A 15,695-nucleotide genomic window follows, 5' to 3' on the forward strand; every position below is an offset into this window, starting at 1 on the left:
ACACCTGCCAGAACCGAAAAAAGGGGCCGGAACTTCGAAAGTCCCGGCCCTGTGGTAGGCTATGTTCGCAGGAGGAACATGGTTGGGCGGGGCCGCCCAAGGAGAGAGAGGAGAGAGTGACGGCCCCGCCGAACTTGCGGATCAGTTGTAGGCGCGCTCCCCATGTTCGGAGATGTCGAGCCCTTCGACTTCGGCCTCTTCGGTGACACGCAGGCCGACCAGTGCCTTGACGATCAAGCCGGCGATCAGCGTACCGATTGCCGCCCAGGCGATCGTCACGAGGACGCTGAAGACCTGGATGCCGAACTGCGTGCCGAGCGCGGTCGAGCCATCGCCGGGCCCGCCGAGAAACGGCTGGTAGACCACCGCCGTACCGATGGCGCCGACGATGCCGCCGATGCCGTGGATGCCGAAAGCGTCGAGGCTGTCGTCATAGCCGAACTTGGCCTTCACCTTGGCGACGAAGAAGTAGCAGATGGCCGAGCTAAGGATGCCGAGCAGGATGGCGCCGAAGGGGCCGCTGTTGCCTGCTGCCGGAGTGACGGCAACGAGGCCCGCGATCACGCCCGAACAGAAGCCGAGCGCCGATCCCTTGTGACCGGCAAGCCGCTCGATCACCATCCATGCCAGCGCCCCTGCCGCAGTCGCGACGAAGGTGTTGATCATGGCCAGCCCTGCGGAGCCGTCCGCTTCCAGCGCCGAACCGGCGTTGAAACCGAACCAGCCCACCCACAGAAGGCCGGTGCCGACCATGGTCAGCGTCATCGAGTGCGGCATCATGGGCTCCTGCGGCCAGCCGCGGCGCTTGCCGAGGAGATAGGCCAGCACGAGACCGGAGACACCGGCATTGATGTGCACCACGGTGCCGCCGGCGAAATCGAGCGCGCCGTCTTCGAACAGCAGCCCGCCGCCGGCCCAGACCATATGCGCGATCGGGAAATAGACGATGGTCAGCCAGATCGGCACGAAGGCCATGACGGCGCCGAACTTCATGCGTTCTGCCGTCGCGCCCAGGATCAGTGCGGCGGTGATCGCGGCGAAGGTCATCTGGAAGCTGATGAAGACGTATTTGCTGATCACCTCGTCGGTGAAGGTGGCCGCCGTGCTGCTCGCATCGGTGCCGGCAAGGAAATAGCTGCCCCCGCTGATGAACAGGCCCAGCGTGCCTTCATAGGTGGTGTCCCCGAAGGCGAGCGAATAGCCCCACATCACCCAGATGATCATCGCCAGCGCGGCAGTGGCGCCGATCTGGGTCATGGTGGAAAGCATGTTCTTCGACCGGGTCAGGCCGCCATAGAACAATGCGAGCCCCGGCAGGATCATGAGCAGGACGAGGATCGTCGCAGTCATCATCCAGGCATTGTTGCCGGGATTGGGAACGGCAGCCGCAGCTTCGGCGGCCTCCTGCGCATGGGCGGCAGTAGCGGTGAAGAGCGCGGCAGTCGCCGTGGCGGCAGCGCGCATGAAATTAGGCATGGTCATGATGTCCCTCCAAGGCGTCACAGCGCGGTTTCGCCGGTTTCGCCGGTGCGGATGCGGGTGGCGCTGGCTAGGTCGAAAACGAAGATCTTGCCGTCGCCGATCGCTGCGGTGCTGGCGGTTTGCTGGATCGTCTCGATCACCTGAGCCGCGAGATCGTCGGCAACCGCGATTTCGAGCTTCACCTTGGGCAGCATATTGGTCGAATATTCGGCCCCGCGATAAATCTCGGTCTGGCCCTTCTGCCGTCCGAAGCCCTTGACTTCGGTAACGGTCATTCCGGCCACGCCAATCCCGCCCAGGGCCTCGCGGACCTCGTCGAGCTTGAACGGCTTGATGACTGCGATGATGAATTTCACGCTTTCACCCCTCTTGCTAAGCGCACCGGCCCAAACACCGGCTTTCGCACATGCAGCAAAAGCCGTGCCAATCAGGCGGAAGACGGGAAAATGCGCAATTTCGGTTTAGTGGGGATGTTTTATTGCCTAAATAATAGGCGTGTGGTTATTTATTAATCAGCTCTAGTGTCGCCACGACCGGAAGGTGGTCGGAGGCAACAGCGGACAGGCCGGTATGGTGCACCCTGGACTCGACGCACTTCCAATGGGTGCTCGCCACAATGCGGTCGAGCGCGGCGACCGGCTGGCGCGAGGGGTAACTTTTGCCCGGGGTCACTACCGCCCAGCGATCGGCGAACTCGCGCATGGCCCCGGTCGCCCTGCCCCACTGGTTGAAATCGCCCATGATGACCGAGGGCAGGTTGCGCGAGCAATCGTCGACGAAGCCGCATAGCGAGCGGATCTGGTCGCGCCGTCTCAGCCCGGACAGGTCGAGATGCGTGCCGATGATGCGGATGCGCTGGCCTTCCACCGTGATCTCGCCGCATGCCGCGCCGCGCGGCTCAAGCGTGGGGAGGTCGAGCGGCTCGGCGTCATGCACCTCGAACTTGCGCCGCACGAGCAGGGCATTGCCGTGCCACCCGATGCTGCGCGGACGCTTCGCCACCTCGACCAGCCGCCAGGGCGAATCGTCGATCTCGGCGCGGGGGATGCAGGTTTCGCGCGCGCCGATCCGGCGGTCCGCCTCCTGCAGCGCGATGATATCGGCGTCGACTTCGTGCAGGACCGAAAGGATGCGCTCCGGATCGCGCTTGCGATCGAGCCCCACGGCCTTGTGGATGTTATAGCTGGCGAAGGTCAGGCGCACATGGGTCTCAATGCATGATCCCCGCCGCTTGTGCCGCGAGACCTACAGAAATTCCCGGATCGTCGCCATGAAGCGATCGAACTGGTCGTGGTGAAGCCAGTGCCCCGCATTCTCGAACTCGATGACCTGCGCATTGGCGAAATGATCCAGCCGCCCGTCGCCTTCGGGGTTGGAGGCCCAGCTGTCCGCCCCGTACAGCAGCAGCGTGGGCGCGGTGATCGCCGCCCAGGTCTGGTGGAGGAACTCGTCGGCGATATCCTCGACCGGCCAGACGTTGAGATGCGGATCGAACTTCCAGCTGTAGGTCCCGTCTTCGTTCCGGTTCACCCCGTGGATGGTGAGGTGGCGCGCCTGATCTTCGGTGAGATAGCTGTTCTCCTCGATCATGCGGGCGAAGGCGGCTTCGATGCTTTCGTATTTGCGCGGGGTCCGGCCGGCGGCCTTGCGCTTCTGCCCGATCCACTCGTTGAGCCGCTCGGGATAGCTTTTCTCGCGCATCTCCGCCTGCCGCTTGGGGCTGGGCCCCAGCCCTTCGATGGCGACGATCTTCTTCACCATGTCGGGGAAGGTCCCGGCATAGCGGAGCGAGACGTTGCCGCCCATCGAATGGCTGACGATGGTCACCGGGCCGACGCCCAGCTGGTGGACCAGCTGCGCCAGGTCGTAGACCATGTCGCTGGCGGAATAATTGCCGTCGCTCACCCAGTCGGAATCGCCGTGGCCACGGTGGTCCATCGCCACCACGTGCCAGTCGTCGCGCAGCTGCTCCGCCACCCAGTCCCAGCTGCGCGCATGGTCACGCCCGCCATGGACGAGCACCAGCGGCGGCTTTCCCCGATTGCCCCAGTCGAGATAGTTGAGCCGCAGGCGCTGCGAGATGAAGGTCTGTGAGGTCGGGCCGGGAATGGTCATGCGCGGCCTTTGCTTGAACCCCGCGCCGGATTCAACCTCAACGCTCCTTCGTGGCCGAAAAGGCGAGGTCGGGGTTCTTCTCTTCCTGGTAATTCACGTCCCACGGGCTTTTCGCCATGAAGACGAGATCGCCGTCGCGGTCCTTGGCGAGGTTCGTGAGGTTGAACTTCTCGAACTCGGCCAGCGCCTTGTCGTCGCCCTTGATCCAGCGCGCGGTGGCGAAGGGAGAAGCCTCCAGCTTCGCCTCGACCTTGTATTCGGCGGAGAGGCGCGAGATCAGCACGTCGAGCTGCAGCTGGCCGACCACGCCGATGATCCACTGCCCGCCGAGCTGCGGATAGAAGACCTGGATCACGCCCTCTTCGGACAGGTCGTCGAGCGCCTTCCTGAGCTGCTTGGTCTTGGTCGGATCGACCAGCGCGACGCGGCGCAGGATTTCCGGCGCGAAGTTGGGCAGGCCGGTGAAGCGGATCTGGTTCTTCTCGCTCAGCGTATCGCCCACGCGCAGCGTGCCGTGGTTGGGGATGCCGATGATGTCGCCCGGTTCGGCGGTGTCGGCCACTTCGCGGTCCTGCGCGAAGAACAGGATCGGCGAATGGATCGCGACCGGCTTGCCGAGGCCGCTGGGCGTCAGCTTCATGCCGCGTTTGAAGGTGCCCGACACCTGCCGCATGAAGGCGATGCGGTCACGGTGGTTGGGGTCCATATTGGCCTGCACCTTGAAGATGAAGCCGGTGACCTCGTCGCGGTCCGGGCTGATCTGCTCCTCGCCCGCGGGCTGCGGACGCGGCGGCGGGGCGTATTTCGCGATCGCCTCGATCAGTTCGGTCACACCGAACCCCTTCAGCGCCGATCCGAAATAGACCGGGGTGAGATCACCGTTGCGATAGGCTTCGAGGTCGAATTCCGGATAACCGATCTGCGCCAGCTCGATATTCTCCGCCACGGCTTCGGGCAGGTCGAAATCCGCCACCCGCTTGCCCTTGAATTCCTTCGACGGGCCTTCGGGCACCACCACGTCGCCGGATGCGAAATCGAGGATACCCTGGAATTCGCCGCCCATGCCCACCGGATACATCTGCGGGCTGACGTCGAGCGCCAGCATGTCGGCGATCTCGTCAAGCAGTTCGAAGACCGGCCGCCCTTCGCGGTCAACCTTGTTGACGAAGGTGATGATCGGCACGCTGCGCAAGCGGCAGACCTCGAACAGCTTGCGCGTCTGCGGCTCGATACCCTTGGCCGCGTCGATCACCATGATGGCGCTATCGACCGCGGTCAGCGTCCGGTAGGTGTCTTCGGAGAAATCCTCGTGCCCCGGCGTATCGAGCAGGTTGAAGGTGATGCCCTCACGCTCGAAGGTCATCACGCTGGAGGTGACCGAAATGCCGCGCTGCTGCTCGATCTTCATCCAGTCGGACCGCGCGCGCCGCGCCTGCCCGCGCGCCTTGACCTCGCCCGCAAGATGGATCGCGCCGCCGGTCAGCAGCAGCTTCTCGGTCAGCGTGGTCTTACCCGCGTCGGGGTGCGAGATGATGGCGAATGTGCGGCGGTCTGAGGTCATTTTTCTTCTCTCGTCATCCCAGCGAAAGCTGGGATCGCGTGCAGCGAAGTCCGGGATGCCCGAAAGCGACCCCAGCTTTCGCTGGGGTGACGGTTAATGGTGTTCCCGCGCAACCTGGAAACCGGCGTAGCTCTGGCTCACCGGCATCAGTTCGAGCGTGTTGATATTGAGGTGCGGGGGCAGTTCGGCCACCCAGCGGATCGTTTCGGCAATGTCCCCGGCGGTCATCGGATCGGCGCCGCCATAAAGCTTCTCATGCGCCTCGGCATTGCCGCCGGTCCGCACAAGCGTGAATTCGGTTTCGACCATGCCCGGCTCTATCGAACACACGCGCACGCCGGTGCCGTGGAGATCGCTGCGCAGCCCCAGCGTGAACTGGCGCACGAAGGCCTTGGTCCCGCCATAGACGTTGCCGCCCGTATAGGGATAATTCGCCGCCACGGAGGACAGGTTCACGATCGCGCCCTTGCGTTCGATCAGGACCGGCAGCAGCTTGTGGGTCAGCGAAACCAGCGCCGTGACATTGGTTTCGATCATGGTCTTCCAGTCGGCCAGATCGCTGTCCTGCGCCGGACTGGTGCCGAGCGCGAGACCGGCATTGTTCACCAGCAGGTCGATCCCCGCGAAGGCATCGGGCAAGGCATCGAGCGCCGCATCGCGCGCGGCCTCGTCGGTCACGTCGAAACAGGCCGCGTGGACCTTGTCCGATCCCAGCTCGTCCACCAGCGCATCGAGCCGTTCCTTGCGCCGCCCGGTCGCCACGCAGCGCCAGCCGCTCCCGACCAGCGTGCGGACGGTCGCTTCGCCAATACCTGCGGTGGCTCCGGTTACGAGAGCGGTTTTCATTCAACGCCTTCCTCGACAGAGCACGGTCCGACCATTCGAGAAACCTCGCGTGAGATCGCATAGCTTTCTGGTCGGTCCAACCTACTTACTTTAATACGCAGATCGGTGAACTCAGGCTGGACTTCACCCAAGATCTCAATCGTTAATTCATTTGGAGCGGTACATTTCACTGTTCGCTCTGCCGAACTGCCTTGGTCTTTAACTTCTACATATTTGCACGTGGCCGCGTTCCCCATTGAAAACGATTGGCCCACAGTTGGTGTCAGTTTTGTTGTTTGAGCGGGCCGACATTCGGTCGTAGTCGATTGGCTGGCCTGTCCGGTGTCAAGAAGCATCGCCCGCTCATCAGCAATCAAATCCGGGTTAACATATTCTTCGAGAGTGACCGAAGTTTCCCAGACGCCACCGGCGAGGTACTGCTCGGATGTCTGGTTGGCAGCACAAGAAAATAAATTGACGGCGAAGACCATCAGAAAGATCGAAACGATCCTCATCCGCGCAGCTCCGCACCCTGCTTGGCAGCGTTCCCCACCACACGGTCGGAAATCGCCTTGATCTCCTCGTCGGTGAAGCTCTTGTCGCCCGGCTGGAGGATGACCTCGACCGCGACCGACTTCTTGCCTTCGGGTACGCCCTGCCCGGCGAAGACGTCGAACACGCGGGCATCGACCACGGCCTTCTTGTCCGCACCGCGCACCGCCTTGACGAGATCGCCCGCCGCAAGGTCCTCGGGAACGAGGAAGGCGAAATCGCGCGTGACCGCCTGCAGCGCCGGGGGCGCATAGGCAGCGCGGGCGAAACCGCCGCCGCTCTTCTTTGCTGGGATAGCATCGAGGAAAATCTCGACCGCCATTACCGGCCCGTCGACGTCGAAGGCCCGGCAGGTATTCGGGTGCAGCGCACCGAAGCGGGCGAGGACGTTCTTGGGGCCGAGCCGCAGCGTGGCCGACTGGCCGGGATGGAACTGGTCGCCCGCCTCGCCCATCACCATGAGATTGGCGACTGGGGCACCTGCCGCTTCGAGCAGCGCCACGGCTTCTGCCTTTGCGTCATAGGCATCGAATGGCTGCGCCTTGCCGCTGGCCCAGCCGCGCTGCGTTTTCTCGCCCGAGAGCACGACGCCGAGCGTCGGTTTTTCGTCGCTCGCACCGTCCGCCCCGCGGAAATAGCGCCGTCCGATCTCGAACAGGCGCGCACCGTCCGCAACCCGGTCGGCATTGCGCTTGGCGGCGGAGAGCAGACCGGGAATGAGCGAGGGCCGCATCACCTTCATGTCCTCGCTGATCGGGTTTTCGAGCACCCATAGCGCGGCCCCGTCGGCGAAATACCCGGCTTCGGCAGCGGGAAGGAAGGACCAGGTGATCGCTTCGTTGAGGCCGCGCGCAGCGGCTGCACGGCGCAGCTTGCGCTCCATCGCCTGCATCGGCGTCGCGGTCGGCAGTGCGACGCCCGGCCGGCGCGGCAGCGGCGTGCTCGCGACATTGTCGATGCCGTGGATGCGGACGACCTCTTCCACCAGATCGGCAGGGCCTTCGATGTCATGGCGGCGGGGCGGACAGGTCACCACCCAGTCGTCCGAAACCTTGAAATCCAGCGATTCGAGGATCGCCCGCTGCTCTTCATTCGCCACGTCGAGACCGCCAAGGCGCGCGGTAAGGCTCGGGTCGAACGTAAGCGACTTGGCCTCTGCAGGCGGAGTGCCGGCACGGACAGCTTCGGTGGGTTCTCCGCCGCAGGTCTTCGTGATCAGGCTGGTCAGGATTGCGAGACCGTCGTCGAGAAACTCCGGGTCGACGCCGCGCTCGAACCGCGTGCGCGCATCGGAAGCGAGGCCCAGCTTGCGGCCGGTCACGCCGATCAGCTCGGGATCGAAATAGGCGATTTCGAGAAGGACGTCGGTCGTCTCCTCGCTTGCACCCGAATGCGCGCCACCCATGATGCCCGCGATATCGTGGACGCCCTTGTCGTCGGCGATCACGGTCATCGTGCCGTCGAGCGTATAGGTCTTCTCGTTGAGCGCATCGAATGTCTCGCCGTCACCGGCGCGCCGCGCGACCACTGCGCCCGACAGCTTGGCGAGGTCATAGACATGCGCCGGGCGTCCGAAGGCGAGCATGAGATAGTTGGTCGCATCGACCAGTGCCGAAATCGGCCGCTGGCCCGCCGCGATCAGGCGGCGCTGCATCCATTCCGGACTGCTGCCATTCTTCACCCCGCGAATGACCCGGCCATAGAATGCCGGACAGCCTTCGGGATCGTCGATCCGGATTTCCACCGGGCACGCGCCCCTGGCGGCGATGTCCGCGATCTCGATCGGCTTGAACGTGCCGAGCCCTGCCGCCGCAAGGTCGCGCGCGATGCCCATCACGCCCATGCAATCGGGGCGGTTCGGAGTGATCGCCACGTCGAACACGGGGGAGGCTTCGTGATATTCAGCCATGCCCATGCCGACCGGGGCATCTTCGGGCAGCTCGATAATGCCGTCATGCTCGTCGCCCAGTTCGAGCTCGCGCACGGAGCACATCATGCCAATCGATTCGACACCGCGGATCGCGCTCTTGCGCAGCTCCATGCCATTGGCAGGAACCACCGCACCGGGCAGGCCGAGCACGCCCTTCATGCCAGCGCGCGCATTGGGCGCGCCGCAGACGACCTGCAGCGGATCGCCCTCACCGGTATCGACGGTCAGCACCTGCAGCTTGTCGGCATCGGGATGCGGCGAAGCGGTCAGCACCTTGGCGACCCGGAAGCCCTGGAGCTTTTCCGCCGGGTCCTCGATCCCTTCGACTTCGTGGCCGATGCGATTGAGCGCAGCCGCGATGTCCGCCACGCCGGCATCGGTGTCGAGGAAGTACTTCAGCCATTCGAGCGAGAACTTCATGCGCCTGCTCCCACACCGGCGGAAAGGGTCGGCTGGTCGAAGGGCGAGAAGCCGTAGTGGTCGAGCCAGCGCTGGTCGCCGTCGAAGAAGGCGCGCAAATCGTCCATCCCGTATTTGAGCATGGCGAGCCGGTCGACGCCGACGCCGAATGCGAAGCCCTGCCATTCGTCCGGATCGAGCCCGGCAAACTCGAGCACGCGGGCATTGACCATGCCGCTGCCGAGCAATTCCATCCAGCCATGGCCCGGCGCATCGCCGTCACCGCCCAGGACCTTGCGGCCATTCACGTTTTCCCAGCCCACGTCGACCTCGACGCTGGGTTCGGTGAACGGGAAATAGGAGGGCCGCAGGCGCAGCACGATATCGTCGCGCTCGAAGAAGGCCTTGAGGAAGGTTTCCAGCGTCCACTTGAGATGGCCGAGGTGGATTCCCTTGTCGACCACCAGGCCTTCGATCTGGTGGAACATCGGCGTATGCGTCGCGTCGCTGTCGGAGCGATAGACGCGGCCCGGAGCGATGATGCGGATGGGTGCGCCCTGCTCTTTCATGGAGCGGATCTGCACTGGCGAGGTGTGCGTGCGCAGCAGCATGCGGCGGGTGTTCGGCGCGCTGTTCGCGGCCGTATCAAGCGCTTCATTCGCACCCTCCGCCGAACAGTAGAACGTGTCGTGCATCGCGCGGGCCGGGTGGGTTTCGGCCATGTTGAGCGCGGTGAAATTGTGCCAGTCGTCCTCGATTTCCGGGCCGGTCGCGACCGAGAAACCGAGGTCCGCGAAGATCTCCGCCAGCTCGTCCATCACCTGGCTCACCGGATGCACGCTGCCGCGCGGCGCGGTAGGTGACGGCAAGGTCAGATCCAACGTTTCCGACGCCAGCTTGCGCTCGAGCTCCTCGGCCTCGAAAGCCTCCTTGCGCGCCGCGATCGCATCGGCAACGGCAGTGCGCGCGCTCTGAATTTTGGGCGCCTGCTCCTGCCGTTCCTCGGGCGACATCTTGCCCAAAGTCTTCATCAGCGCGGAAATCGAACCCTGCTTGCCCAGATATTCGATACGCAGCGCCTCAAGCGCCCCGGCGTCGCTCGCCCCTTCGATGCGCTGGAGCGCATCCTCTTGCATTGTCGGCAGATCGGTCATGAAACTCTCGAGATAGGTCCTTGCGCGCTGCCTCTAGCGGCATAGGCGGGAATCCTAAAGCCCTGTGTGAAACCTGCGAGAACCTTCAGGGCCGGTGGTGCGAATTCCGCCGCTGGGAAAGCGATCGCTCATTCCCGCTCCGGTGAAACTTCTCTTCGAGGCTCGGGCAGGTCCGTGGAACGGGGCGGGTCGAGCGTCTGCACCGGCGAACCCCAGACACGCTGGCGTTCAGCCATAAAGGCATCGAGGATCGGGTGTTCCATGCGTGCATACTGGCTCGGACTCATGCCCATGAAGCTGTGAAATTCGTGCACGAAATGGGCCTGGTCATGATAGTTCCGATCGATCGTTTTCGACCAGCTTTTCATGTCCGCCAGCATGAAAGCCGCCAGGCTGCGCATCATTCGCTGGCGGCGCAGCAATAGCTGGGGCGGAAAGCCGAAATGACGCCCGCAGACACGTTCCAGCGTCCTCTTCGTAAGCCCTACGCGCTCCGCCAGAGTGGCGACTTCGATCAGGTATGGATCGATCATTGCCTCGTGGATAGCGAGTATTCGAGCCGCATCTTTGGGCGGCGGCGCCAGCTCCCTGAAGAATTCGGTGATGGCGGAAAATTCGTCCTCGTCCGATCCGCTTGATGCGCACAACTTCTTGCACAAGGGCACAAACCGGGCGAAGCTGGGATGGGTCTCGCCATCGAAAATCGTATCTGCGTAATCCTCGGCGGGCTCTTGCACGTATCGCGCCCACCCCAATGGCAACAGGCCTATGCCCCACATGCTGCAGGAACCCATTTCGAAACGCATGGGATGCGAACTGGGCCCTGTCGCCGTAAAGCGGGCGCTGAGACTTTGGCCGTCCCCAACGGTTGCGCGCGGCGGATTGCGCATGAAGAACCGCAAATTCGCCCATTCGGGCTGGAGGTGATCTGTGACCGTCCGACCTTGCGGAAGGACAACCTCCATTTTGTAGAAAGTGGTGAAGCACGGCGCGAGTTCATCGGGCGGCGCAAAGAACCTGACGTTTACCTGTTGTCTCAATCCGTGCTTTTCGAGAACCCTCATCGGCTCACCTTAGCCGAGAATGGAGATTCGTTCCAAACAGACTGACAAGAAAACGGGCGCCTCCCGAGTTGAGAGGCGCCCGTTTGCTTTGAATCAGTTGGCCTTGATCAGGCAGGCAGAGCTTTCTTCGCCTGGTCGATGATCGCCTTGAAGGCCGCGCCTTCGTTCATGGCGAGATCGGCCATTACCTTGCGGTCCAGTTCGATACCGGCCAGCTTGGTGCCGTGCATGAACTGCGAATAGGTCAGGCCTTCGGCGCGGACCGCAGCATTGATGCGCTGGATCCAGAGAGCGCGGAAATTGCGCTTCTTAACCTTGCGGTCGCGATAAGCGTACTGGCCGGCCTTTTCGACGGCCTGACGAGCGACACGGATGGTATTCTTGCGGCGACCGCGATAGCCCTTGGCCTGGTCTAGGAGCCGCTTGTGCTTCTGGCGTGTAGTAACGCCGCGTTTAATGCGAGGCATATCAGTTTCTCCTTAAGTATCGCGATCAGTCGAGGCCGTAAGGCGCCCACTTTTTCACCGTCTTCGTGTCGGCTTCCGACAGGACAGAGGTGCCGCGGTTCTGGCGGATATACTTCGCATTGTGGCTGATCAGGCGGTGGCGTTTACCGGCCACACCGTGCTTGATCTTGCCGGTTGCGGTGATCTTGAAGCGCTTCTTCACACCGCTCTTGGTCTTCAGCTTGGGCATTTTCATCTCCTTTGTCAGAGACACGTCCGGACCAGCCCTGGCAGCCCTTGTCGCCAGGCCGGCTGAGAATCACGTGTCGGTGAAGGCGCGCGAAATAGCGGTTTTGCGCCAGGATGCAAGTCAGAAGTGGGTTACGTAGCCGCCGTCGACGAACAGCGTATGTCCGGTGATGTACGAAGCCTCGGGTGAAGAAAGGAAGGCGACAGGGCCTGCAATCTCGTCGGGTGTTGCCCATCGACCGAGCGAAGTGCGGCGGGCGAGATGCTTGGAAATATCGGGCGTTCCGGTAAACCAATCCCTATTGGTTTCCGTAAGCACGAAGCCCGGCGCCACGGCGTTGACCGTGATGCCATCGGCCCCGAGCTCGGCGGCAAGCGATCGCGTCACGCCGGTCAGCGCAGCCTTGCTCGCAGTGTAGGAAGCATCCCCGCGGGCGATCTCGGAGGCAATCGAAGTGATGTTTATGATTCGTCCGTAGCCACGCGCCCGCATCAACGGCACAGAACGGCGCGCAAGATCGAAAGGCGCGACGAGATTGCTGTCGAGCAGGCGGGCGATGTCGCTGCGCGCAATTTTTTCGAAAGAGCGCCGGTCACGCTCCCCCACATTGTTGACGAGGATGTCTATGCCCTGCACGGCCAATTCCTCGAACGCTTTCACGGTGGCGGCTTCATCGGTAATATCGAAGACCAAGGGATGTGCTTGCTCGCCGATATGGGCAACAGCCTCGGACAAGGCTGCTGCATCGCGTCCGTTGAGCCAGACGCGCGCGCCGGCTTCCGCCAGCCGTTTGGCGATAGCAAGCCCCAAACCACGCGCCGCGCCCGTCACCAGCGCGATCCGTCCATCAAGGGTTCTGCATTTTCCCACCATGCTGCGCGGTTAACCGCTTCCCGCCCCGACTTCCAGCCCGCGCGCAGTTGCTCTTGACCGCCTTTGCAGTAGAACCAAGCGCAATGGACGAGAGCGAGGTCCCAAAATCGGGTTACGACTGGAGCGGCGCGGGCATGCGCTGGATGGCAGGCATGCTGGCGCTGGCTGCCTATGCATTGGCTGGATATGCACTTGTCGACCTCGTTCGGCCGGACGCCGGCTATTTTTCCGTCAGCTTCGCTATCCTCCAGCCGGCCGTACTCTGCGCATTTGCCGCCTGGATGGGAGATCCACTCTTCCGGCGGGAGAGCCGCTACTATTTACGCGTACCGACATATTTGATGATCGGGATGTGGGCGATCTCGATTCCGATCCTGAAGGAAGGCACGATCTGCGTGATCATGCTTTCGCCCATCTGGCTCGCAAGCGGCGCGGCTGGTACGCTTCTGCTTCGCCGGATGCGCAGGAAGCTGGGAGATGGTGCCCCGGCGAACCGGATGCACGCGCTGGGCATCGCGGCTCTGCCTCTCGTCATCTTTCCTCTCGAGATGGCTCTGCCCACACCGGAAGCGGACTACCGCGTTGAACGAAGCGTCATCATCGATGCCTCGCCCAGAGCGATCTGGCCGCTGATGCGGGGTATGAAGCGCATCGCGGAAGACGAAGGCGCGTTCAATTTTTCCCAGGATATTGCGGGTCTTCCTCGCCCGCTGGAGGCAGAGCTCGAAGGCGAAGGCGTTGGCGCTCGCCGCGAAGGATTCTGGGAAAAGGGAATTCGCTTCGCAGAAGTCGTCGACAGATGGGAAGTGCATCGCGAAATCGGATGGATGTTCGACTTTGGCGACAGCGCGGGCTGGGAGTTCACGGACGCACATCTCAACCCGGGAAGTAAGCACATGCAGATCCGTCGCGGTGGCTACCGCCTAGAAAGACTGGCCGGCGGAAAACAGCGCCTCACGCTTCACACGGACTATACAGCCCGTACCCACCTCAACTCCTATGCCGCCCTGTGGGGCGAGCTGTTCTTGGGTGATATCTCGGAAAACCTTCTCGAAACGATCCGCCAAAGGGCCGAGGCTCAATCTTAGCAGAGTATCTTTACGATCATCCCCATCGTTTCCTGACACCAGGCATATCTGCAAGGTTGTCCATTCGCTGCACGCGCCGTGTCGCGAGATTACGTCAGGTTCATGGCCTCGAGGACATCCTCGAGCCGTGCCGGATCACCGATGGCCAGAGCATTGCCGTTGCTTTCGGCGTGGAGCGGCTCCCCTGCCCAGTCGCACATGATCCCGCCCGCACCTTCGACCACCGGGGCAAGCGCTGCGAAGTCGTAGAGCTTGAGTCCGGCTTCGCAGACCACATCGACATAACCGCTGGCGACGAGGCCGTAATTATAGCAATCGCCACCATAGATGATCTTGCGTTCCGCCACCGCCTTCGCAAGGCCCATGAAGTGATCGGCCTCCTGGTCGGAAAACTGGTGCGGGGTGGTGGTCGCAAGCACTGCATTCGCGAGCTCCCGGCAGGCTGCACTGCGCACCGGCTTGCCGTTGAACATAGTCCCTTCACCCGTTCGGCCGGCCCAGCGCTCCTTCGCGATCGGCTGGTCGATGATGCCGAGGACGGGAAAGCCATCCTGCATCAGGGCAATCAGCGTCCCGAAGATCGGCCGTCCGGCGATGAAGCTGGTGGTTCCGTCGATCGGGTCCAGCACCCATTGGCGCCCGGCGCCCTCGTTACGCGTGCCGTATTCTTCACCGATGATGCCATCGTCCGGCCGATCGGCTTCGATTATGGAACGCATGGCCGCTTCCGCAGCACGGTCCGCTTCCGTTACGAAGCTGCGATCAGACTTCTCTTCTTCGTCCCAGTTCCCGCGAAACATGGGGCGGATCACCTCGGCCGCCGCATCTGCAAGACGGTGAGCGAGTTCGAAGTCGGATCGTGAAGTCATGGCGGCGCATTTGACAGGATTGCGGTTCTGGTCAAGAGAGCCGGCAGGGACTTCACCCTTCGGGTCGCACTGAAGGGAAGCTACCGATCGACAGGGAACAGGACAATAACTCCCCACCGGGGAAGGGGCGGGATTCTGCGCGTGGATTCGTGTCAACGACCGGATCAACGCCGGATGGACTTCCGCTCGCCTTCAACCGCAATCCCTGTGATCCGCTCAAGCCCTGGATAACGCGGATCGGCGTGACGTCTGTGACGCTTCCCGAAGGTCAGTCGATCGAATGCGGCACCTTCGGAGAACATCCGATCATGCGGATGATTTACGGCTCGCGCTGGACGGCGCAGACTGCCGATGGACTGCAAGAGTTCTCTCCGGGAGAGCGAGGCCTTGCCCTGTTCTTCGGACCTTGCACCAAGATGATGCGCCTGAAAGCCCATGGCACGTTTCGGGTCGTAACAATCAATTTCGCTCCCGGAGCGATCCAGGGGTTGGACTTGCCCCCGATCGAACAATTGAACGATCGAATCCTTCCCTTCGACTGTTTCACACATGAAGCCTTTCCGGCAGAGGCGTACTCTCCTCAGGCCGACGTTTCAGCCTGGCTTGCTTCTGCAGAGAACCAGTTGCAGCACGATGTGAAACGCGCGGAACTCCCTCCACCGAATCCTCTGCTTCGCGAGTTCGAGACATTGTGCCTCACCGATCCCGGCGCATCACTTGATCGTTTTGCAAAAGCCAATGGAATAGCCCGCCGTACGCTCGAGCGGATCGTCAATCGCGATCTGGGCGTGTCACCGCGCTTCGCCATGCGGCGTGCCAGGGCACTCGATATGGCGGCGGCTTTGCTGAAAGTCGCGAGCAGAGAGGAGGAGCCGGAAATTGCCCTTCGCTATTTCGATCAGTCTCATGTCACGCGCGAGATGCGCCAGCTGTTCGACACGACACCCGGTCGTCTCAAGAAGGGAAGCCACCCACTGCTGCTGATTACGATGGAAATCCGCCAGTCGCGGCGGCTCGATGCGATTGCGCGTCTATCGAGCGACGAACCGCGCCCCTGGCGCGACCCAGCGGCCGAGCCGCAGTAACC

Annotated in this window: 16 protein-coding genes; 2 read left to right on the top strand and 14 right to left on the bottom strand. The window is 62.7% G+C overall.

What is annotated here, in order from left to right:
- Window positions 1-141: 141 nt before the first annotated feature.
- The 13 genes from AC13CE_RS01030 to AC13CE_RS01090 all read right to left on the bottom strand — a co-directional run bounded on the left by AC13CE_RS01030 (window position 142) and on the right by AC13CE_RS01090 (window position 12,651).
- A complete protein-coding gene (locus tag AC13CE_RS01030) occupies window positions 142-1,482 on the bottom strand; it encodes an ammonium transporter (RefSeq protein ID WP_473821237.1) in 1,341 nt (446 codons plus the stop codon).
- A gap of 17 nt (window positions 1,483-1,499) precedes the next feature.
- The gene (locus AC13CE_RS01035; protein ID WP_221538278.1) at window positions 1,500-1,838 is read right to left on the bottom strand and encodes a P-II family nitrogen regulator; all 339 of its coding nucleotides are present in this window, start codon (window positions 1,836-1,838) and stop codon (window positions 1,500-1,502) included.
- Window positions 1,839-1,983: 145 nt separating this feature from the next.
- Entirely contained in the window at window positions 1,984-2,685 is a 702-nt protein-coding gene (locus AC13CE_RS01040) for an endonuclease/exonuclease/phosphatase family protein (RefSeq protein WP_482971176.1), read from the bottom strand.
- 42 nt (window positions 2,686-2,727) lie between these two features.
- Window positions 2,728-3,597 carry an alpha/beta fold hydrolase gene (locus AC13CE_RS01045; RefSeq protein WP_482971177.1) on the bottom strand — a complete coding sequence of 290 codons (870 nt, stop codon included), beginning with the start codon at window positions 3,595-3,597 and terminating at the stop codon, window positions 2,728-2,730.
- A 37-nt stretch (window positions 3,598-3,634) separates the two neighbouring features.
- Window positions 3,635-5,158: a peptide chain release factor 3 gene (locus AC13CE_RS01050; protein WP_482971178.1), complete on the bottom strand. Its 1,524-nt coding sequence runs from the start codon at window positions 5,156-5,158 to the stop codon at window positions 3,635-3,637.
- Between the two features lie 93 nt (window positions 5,159-5,251).
- Window positions 5,252-6,004 (bottom strand): SDR family NAD(P)-dependent oxidoreductase, encoded by a 753-nt coding sequence (locus AC13CE_RS01055; RefSeq protein ID WP_482971179.1) that lies wholly within the window; start codon window positions 6,002-6,004, stop codon window positions 5,252-5,254.
- Entirely contained in the window at window positions 6,001-6,498 is a 498-nt protein-coding gene (locus AC13CE_RS01060; protein WP_482971180.1) for a hypothetical protein, read from the bottom strand. The genes AC13CE_RS01055 and AC13CE_RS01060 overlap by 4 nt, the downstream gene beginning before the upstream one ends.
- Window positions 6,495-8,885, bottom strand: a complete 2,391-nt coding sequence (gene pheT, locus AC13CE_RS01065; RefSeq protein ID WP_482971181.1) for a phenylalanine--tRNA ligase subunit beta — start codon at window positions 8,883-8,885, stop codon at window positions 6,495-6,497. Before pheT ends, AC13CE_RS01060 begins: the two co-directional genes overlap by 4 nt.
- A complete protein-coding gene (pheS, locus tag AC13CE_RS01070) occupies window positions 8,882-10,018 on the bottom strand; it encodes a phenylalanine--tRNA ligase subunit alpha (protein ID WP_482971182.1) in 1,137 nt (378 codons plus the stop codon). The genes pheT and pheS overlap by 4 nt, the downstream gene beginning before the upstream one ends.
- Before the next feature lie 128 nt (window positions 10,019-10,146).
- Window positions 10,147-11,082, bottom strand: coding sequence for an AraC family transcriptional regulator (locus AC13CE_RS01075; protein ID WP_482971183.1), 936 nt, complete (start codon window positions 11,080-11,082; stop codon window positions 10,147-10,149).
- Between the two features lie 107 nt (window positions 11,083-11,189).
- Window positions 11,190-11,549 (bottom strand): 50S ribosomal protein L20, encoded by a 360-nt coding sequence (rplT, locus tag AC13CE_RS01080; RefSeq protein ID WP_006834668.1) that lies wholly within the window; start codon window positions 11,547-11,549, stop codon window positions 11,190-11,192.
- 25 nt (window positions 11,550-11,574) lie between these two features.
- Entirely contained in the window at window positions 11,575-11,778 is a 204-nt protein-coding gene (gene rpmI, locus AC13CE_RS01085) for a 50S ribosomal protein L35 (protein WP_160727701.1), read from the bottom strand.
- 120 nt (window positions 11,779-11,898) lie between these two features.
- Window positions 11,899-12,651 carry an SDR family oxidoreductase gene (locus AC13CE_RS01090; RefSeq protein ID WP_482971184.1) on the bottom strand — a complete coding sequence of 251 codons (753 nt, stop codon included), beginning with the start codon at window positions 12,649-12,651 and terminating at the stop codon, window positions 11,899-11,901.
- An 83-nt stretch (window positions 12,652-12,734) separates the two neighbouring features.
- Here AC13CE_RS01090 and AC13CE_RS01095 point away from each other — a divergent pair, with 83 nt between their 5' ends.
- Window positions 12,735-13,739 carry an SRPBCC family protein gene (locus AC13CE_RS01095; protein WP_482971185.1) on the top strand — a complete coding sequence of 335 codons (1,005 nt, stop codon included), beginning with the start codon at window positions 12,735-12,737 and terminating at the stop codon, window positions 13,737-13,739.
- An 89-nt stretch (window positions 13,740-13,828) separates the two neighbouring features.
- Here the strand turns inward: AC13CE_RS01095 and hisN are convergent, their stop codons facing one another.
- The gene (gene hisN, locus AC13CE_RS01100; protein ID WP_482971186.1) at window positions 13,829-14,608 is read right to left on the bottom strand and encodes a histidinol-phosphatase; all 780 of its coding nucleotides are present in this window, start codon (window positions 14,606-14,608) and stop codon (window positions 13,829-13,831) included.
- A gap of 149 nt (window positions 14,609-14,757) precedes the next feature.
- On the opposite strand from hisN, the gene AC13CE_RS01105 reads away from it, so the two are divergent.
- Window positions 14,758-15,693 (top strand): helix-turn-helix domain-containing protein, encoded by a 936-nt coding sequence (locus AC13CE_RS01105; protein WP_482971187.1) that lies wholly within the window; start codon window positions 14,758-14,760, stop codon window positions 15,691-15,693.
- Window positions 15,694-15,695: the final 2 nt, after the last annotated feature.

The organism is Qipengyuania sp. B-5, assembly GCF_056857815.1.

Coding starts and splice junctions, on each gene's coding strand:
- AC13CE_RS01030 (WP_473821237.1), bottom strand. CDS start 1,482: ATGACCATGCCTAATTTCATGCGCGCTGCCGCCACGGCGACTGCCGCG.
- AC13CE_RS01045 (WP_482971177.1), bottom strand. CDS start 3,597: ATGACCATTCCCGGCCCGACCTCACAGACCTTCATCTCGCAGCGCCTG.
- AC13CE_RS01050 (WP_482971178.1), bottom strand. CDS start 5,158: ATGACCTCAGACCGCCGCACATTCGCCATCATCTCGCACCCCGACGCG.
- AC13CE_RS01055 (WP_482971179.1), bottom strand. CDS start 6,004: ATGAAAACCGCTCTCGTAACCGGAGCCACCGCAGGTATTGGCGAAGCG.
- AC13CE_RS01060 (WP_482971180.1), bottom strand. CDS start 6,498: ATGAGGATCGTTTCGATCTTTCTGATGGTCTTCGCCGTCAATTTATTT.
- pheT (WP_482971181.1), bottom strand. CDS start 8,885: ATGAAGTTCTCGCTCGAATGGCTGAAGTACTTCCTCGACACCGATGCC.
- pheS (WP_482971182.1), bottom strand. CDS start 10,018: ATGACCGATCTGCCGACAATGCAAGAGGATGCGCTCCAGCGCATCGAA.
- AC13CE_RS01075 (WP_482971183.1), bottom strand. CDS start 11,082: ATGAGGGTTCTCGAAAAGCACGGATTGAGACAACAGGTAAACGTCAGG.
- rplT (WP_006834668.1), bottom strand. CDS start 11,549: ATGCCTCGCATTAAACGCGGCGTTACTACACGCCAGAAGCACAAGCGG.
- rpmI (WP_160727701.1), bottom strand. CDS start 11,778: ATGCCCAAGCTGAAGACCAAGAGCGGTGTGAAGAAGCGCTTCAAGATC.
- AC13CE_RS01090 (WP_482971184.1), bottom strand. CDS start 12,651: ATGGTGGGAAAATGCAGAACCCTTGATGGACGGATCGCGCTGGTGACG.
- AC13CE_RS01095 (WP_482971185.1), top strand. CDS start 12,735: ATGGACGAGAGCGAGGTCCCAAAATCGGGTTACGACTGGAGCGGCGCG.
- hisN (WP_482971186.1), bottom strand. CDS start 14,608: ATGACTTCACGATCCGACTTCGAACTCGCTCACCGTCTTGCAGATGCG.